Annotated in this window: 4 protein-coding genes; all 4 read right to left on the bottom strand. The window is 36.1% G+C overall.

The features are described 5' to 3' along the window. Positions 1 to 209: 209 nt before the first annotated feature. Positions 210 to 1490 carry a flavodoxin-dependent (E)-4-hydroxy-3-methylbut-2-enyl-diphosphate synthase gene (ispG, locus tag OZD62_RS00310; RefSeq protein ID WP_070356735.1) on the bottom strand — a complete coding sequence of 427 codons (1281 nt, stop codon included), beginning with the start codon at positions 1488 to 1490 and terminating at the stop codon, positions 210 to 212. A gap of 25 nt (positions 1491 to 1515) precedes the next feature. Continuing rightward, positions 1516 to 2136, bottom strand: a complete 621-nt coding sequence (locus tag OZD62_RS00305) for a TRP75-related protein (RefSeq protein WP_070356736.1) — start codon at positions 2134 to 2136, stop codon at positions 1516 to 1518. A 197-nt stretch (positions 2137 to 2333) separates the two neighbouring features. Beyond that, on the bottom strand, positions 2334 to 2879 hold the full coding sequence (locus OZD62_RS00300; protein WP_095742623.1) for a hypothetical protein: 546 nt from the start codon (positions 2877 to 2879) through the stop codon (positions 2334 to 2336). A gap of 155 nt (positions 2880 to 3034) precedes the next feature. Continuing rightward, positions 3035 to 4946 (bottom strand): DNA translocase FtsK (locus tag OZD62_RS00295; protein ID WP_275019182.1); only part of this gene is annotated, 1912 nt, incomplete at its 5' end.

Raw genomic sequence — 4946 nt, 5'->3', positions numbered from 1 at the left:
TTGATTCATCATTCTCTTTGTGAAAAACATTCCAAACTTTCTCTCCACTTTTTCTGGGTAAGGTCAGTCAAACCTCCATTTTTTTTATATCAATTTATTACTTTTTTTTCGGTTTGACACACTTTTTTGAACATTCCCAACGAAAAAAGAAAAACAAGGTTTAATTTTCTTTTTTATTTGCGATTTATCTATTAATTAACCGTGAAAGGTTACGTGTAATGCTTCTTCACATAATTATCAATAATTGCCTTAAATTCTTCAGAGACATTATCACCTTGTAAAGTTTTGAAATATTTGCCGTTTTTGTAGACTGCTGAAACAGGTTTTTCTCCATATCCAGGTAAGCTGATTCCCAAATTTGCGTGTTTGCTTTCTCCAGGACCATTTACTATGCATCCCATAACAGCAATGTTCATATGCTCTACACCTGGATTTTTTTTCTTCCACATCGGCATATGAGTTTTTATATAGCCATTCACCTCTTCAGTTAATATACGAAAACGATCGCTACTCGTGCGCCCACAACCAGGACATGAATTAACCTGAGGGTTAAAGTGTCGCAAGCCTATAGACTGCAATATTTCCTGACACACCACCACTTCATTAGTACGCGATTCACCAGGACGTTGAGTCAAAGAAGCCCGTATTGTATCTCCAATGCCATTTTGCAATAAATAAGTAAGCCCTGCTGCGGTATTTACCACACCTTTATTGCCCATACCAGCCTCAGTTAAACCCAAATGCAGCGCATAATTGGAAGATTTTGCAAGTGCCATATAAACTAAAATTAAATCTTGTACTTTGCTAACTTTACATGAAATGATTATTTTGTTTGAATTTAGACCAATTTCTTCAGCTTTTTTTGCACTATCAAGAGCAGACATTACAAGTGCTTTGCGCAGTATAACATCAGAAGGCCTTGAATTACTAAGCGAAGAGTTTTCATCCATCAATTTTTGCAAAAGGTATTTATCAAGACTACCCCAATTTACCCCAATTCTAACCGGAAGATCGTGCATTATTGCATACTCTATCACCCTTTCAAACTTCTCATCACGTTTGTCGCCAAAGCCTATATTGCCTGGATTGATTCTAATTTTACCCAGCATTTTGATGTTGTCTGGATAATCTTGAACTAATTTATCTAGCTCATATTGACCGCAGCCTACCAATATTTTACCGTCAAAACCTTCTTTATTTATCTCTTCTACTATATAAGGTATTGCTCTTGCTACCTCCTCTGAGTTCAAGGCAATTCGCACCAATTCTGAACCTGTACGCGCTAGTTCTGTTATCTCTTTTGCATAATGTTTTGCGCTACTTTTTATATTATCAGCATCTATATGCACGCCAAGCGCCATAGATTGTACAACTACAGGATTATTTCCGCCTATCTTTACTTTTCCAACTTCTACAACATGAGTTTTGTGCCTGGAAATCTGCGATAATTCATATGTATTATCATTCAATATCAGGTCTTTATCTAGCATATTATTAATGGCCAATATTGTGATACTATTTTACTGTGTCAGCTACACTGCCAAATGAACTTGAACCATTCAAACTATAAGCATCTACGTTATCCAAATTAGCAATAGAATCATGTGAGCACGTTCTTCTTGATGGAGTTTCTTTTATAGTGACATTTATAGGAGAAACTTTCTTTTCTCGTGTTGAAGTAACTTTCTTCTCTTCTTGTTGTTCACTTTCATGCTGCTTATTTTCATACTGGAAAACTGACTCTTGATCTATAAATACAGCACCCCTTAAACGTGCGATATTAATACCATGCTGATTTATCATAGTGCTCTCTTCATCGTCGACTATGCAAGCTTCCATGTCATTTGGCTCATTATCAAGACTAGCAATTTTTTTCTCTTTTAATTTTTTGATTAGATCTTCTTTATTTATAGCTCGATCTTGTAATTTTTTTTTCTTGAGCAATTCCCTACGCTTCTCATACAGTTTATATGACTCAGCAAAATCCTCATCTGTATGAAAGTTTGCACCACCAGGGTTACCAGGAGGTATGTATCTCTTACTGAGCTTAGATTTAGCTTCAGCACTATGCACAGTAAAAAAGCTAGAAACCAAAAACATTAATATAAATAAAATTTTAGAAAAAACCCTAAGCATATGGTGCTATAGTAAATATCGTGTTTTAAAAGATAGCAATTAACAAACTTTAAGTAAACCAGAATCTTTACTAACTTTACAATACAAATATTTTTCTAAAAAGTGATATGTTTGCTATCAAAAAAACCTACGCAGACTAAGAGAAGAGTAAGGTGTTACAAGTTGCGTAACACCTTTTCAAGAAAAGTGTTATGCAGCTATATGTTTGCAACTTTTAAGTTATTCTGTAGTTTTTCAGTACCATCGGTAGTATCTACATTATTAAGTTTTGCGTCTGGCGTATCTTTAGATAAGTCGTTTTTTTTCTCTTTATCAAGCTTAACTCCCTGATAGATACAGAATGCAACAAAACTAGTTATTGCTATTGCGGCAACAGCACTGACTATGATACAAATTGCCATTATTTTTTGTTGATCTGCTACTGCCTCTGCAAGTGTTTCCACTTTTTCTTGCAGGCCGTTTAAGTGCTCTTGCATAGCTTGAAACTGCTTAGTACCAATCTTGTCTTCTAATGCACTAAAAACTTTTTCAAACTGCTCAACATCTATCTTTTGAGCTTCTTGCCATTCTTTTAATGCACTAAATACCTCTTCAAACTGTTTAGCATCTATCTTTTGAGCTTCTTGCCATTCTTTTAATGCACCAAAAACTTTTTCAAACTGCTCAGCATCAATTTGTTGACTTTCCTGCAATGCTGTTATATCTGACTCATCAAAGCCAAGTACCCATTTAGTTATACCCATTTTTAACCCCCTAGTTAATTAATATATTATAATTTTACATTCCAAATGTTTAAATTATTATTAAATCAATTGTCATTATGTATTGATCTTTTAATAATTTCGTTTGACTTGCTTTTTGAAAGTGCGAAAACTTAAATTAAGGTATTACAAGATTGTTATTCAACCAATATCTCTCTTTTCCCTGAGTAATTTGGAGCGCTGACAATACCTTCCTTTTCCATTCTTTCAACGATGTTTGCTGCTCTGTTATAGCCTATTCTAAGCTGCCTTTGAATGTAACTGGTTGAAACTTTTTGATCTCTTTGAATGATGGCCACTGCTTGGTTATAGAGGTCATTTTCTTCATCCTCCGTTTCATCGTGTGACTCTGTAGAAGAATTTTCATCTTCTTTAGTGATTTCCTCCATGTAGTTTGGCTCACCTTGCATTTTCAGATGATCAACTATATCTTGCACCTCATTATCACTTACAAATGGGCCGTGAACTCGAATGATCTTACCACCAGAGGCCATATAGAGCATGTCACCCATGCCGAGCAATTGTTCAGCCCCTTGTTCGCCAAGTATTGTACGGCTATCTATCTTAGAAGTAACAGCAAAACTGATTCTCGTTGGAAAGTTCGCCTTTATCACACCTGTGATCACATCCACAGATGGGCGTTGTGTTGCCATTATGATGTGTATTCCTGCAGCACGAGCCATCTGAGCTAAGCGTTGAATAGAGCACTCTATTTCTTTGCCGGCAACAAGCATCAAATCTGCCATTTCATCCACGATCACTACAATATACGGAAATGTTTCCATCTTGATTGGTATTTTTTCAAACAGAGGTTTGCCTGTTGTTGAGTTAAAGCCAATCTGCACAACGCGCTCCAATTCTATTCCACTATTCATCGCTTCTGTGATTCTTTGGTTATAGTTTATTACATTGCGCACATTTAAATAGGACATCATGCGATAGCGCTTTTCCATTTCTTTCACTATCCACTTAAGAGCGACTACAGCCTTTTTTGGCTCTGTTACCACTGGCGTTATTAGATGCGGTATTGCATCATATATTGAAAGCTCAAGCATTTTTGGGTCGATCATTATCATCTTACATTCATCAGGACTTAATCGATAAACGAGTGAAAGAATCATAGTGTTAATCGCAACTGATTTACCAGACCCTGTGGTTCCAGCAACGAGCAAGTGGGGCATTTTAGTTAGATCTGCAATAACTGGTTTTCCACTTATTTCTTTGCCAAGCGCAATTGGGAGATTTAAGTTTGCATTTTGGTATTCTGGGGATTCAAGCAAATCACGCAGCATTACAATTTCCCGTTCCTTGTTCGGCAACTCTATTCCCATAGCATTTTGCCCACGAATTATTGCAATACGTGCAGAGAGTGCACTCATCGAACGTGCAATGTCATCTGCAAGGCCAATTACTCTTGCAGATTTCGTGCCAGCTTGTGGTTCAAGTTTGTACAAAGTCACAACCGGCCCATAGCATACACTGATAATTTTTCCTTGCACGCCAAAATCACTCAGGACTTGTTCCAGCAGAGATAAATTTTTATTGCTCTCCATTTCATTTAGCTGTTTTCTCTGCAAAGACTCTTCTGCTTTAGAAAGTAAATGGATACTTGGAAACTTAAACTCACTTAAAACCTCCTCGGTAGCTTTTTTCTGTCTTTCTTTTGGTTGTTGTTTAGTAGTGATTTTAGTTCTATGTTTTTCTTCTACTACTAATGGTGCAATTGAATACTCAGTAGTTTTATGTGATCTGAAGAATGGAACATTTACAAATAAGCAAGCTATTTTTTTACATAAGAAGAATAGAGAGTAAATTGTTCTCTTCCAACCAACAGATCCTACAAGACCTATTGATGTTACTATCACAAATATATAAAACGGGCAGTTATTAATTAGTGCATTCCCTATTATTCCACTGTGTCTGTATCTTGCAGTGATGCCTAGCGAAAGTTGTGGTAGTATAGCACATATCCCTAAATTGATTAATATTAAATAGAGAATTTTTAGCAGCCTTTTTGATGGCCTGAAGATCAACAAGTAAACTATGGTT

Source organism: Wolbachia endosymbiont of Drosophila seguyi (genome assembly GCF_028981765.1).
In the GTDB taxonomy this organism is placed as follows: Bacteria; Pseudomonadota; Alphaproteobacteria; order Rickettsiales; family Anaplasmataceae; genus Wolbachia; species Wolbachia pipientis.
The sequence above is the reverse complement of the archived record's forward strand: the minus strand, read 5'-3'. Positions and strand labels throughout refer to the sequence as shown.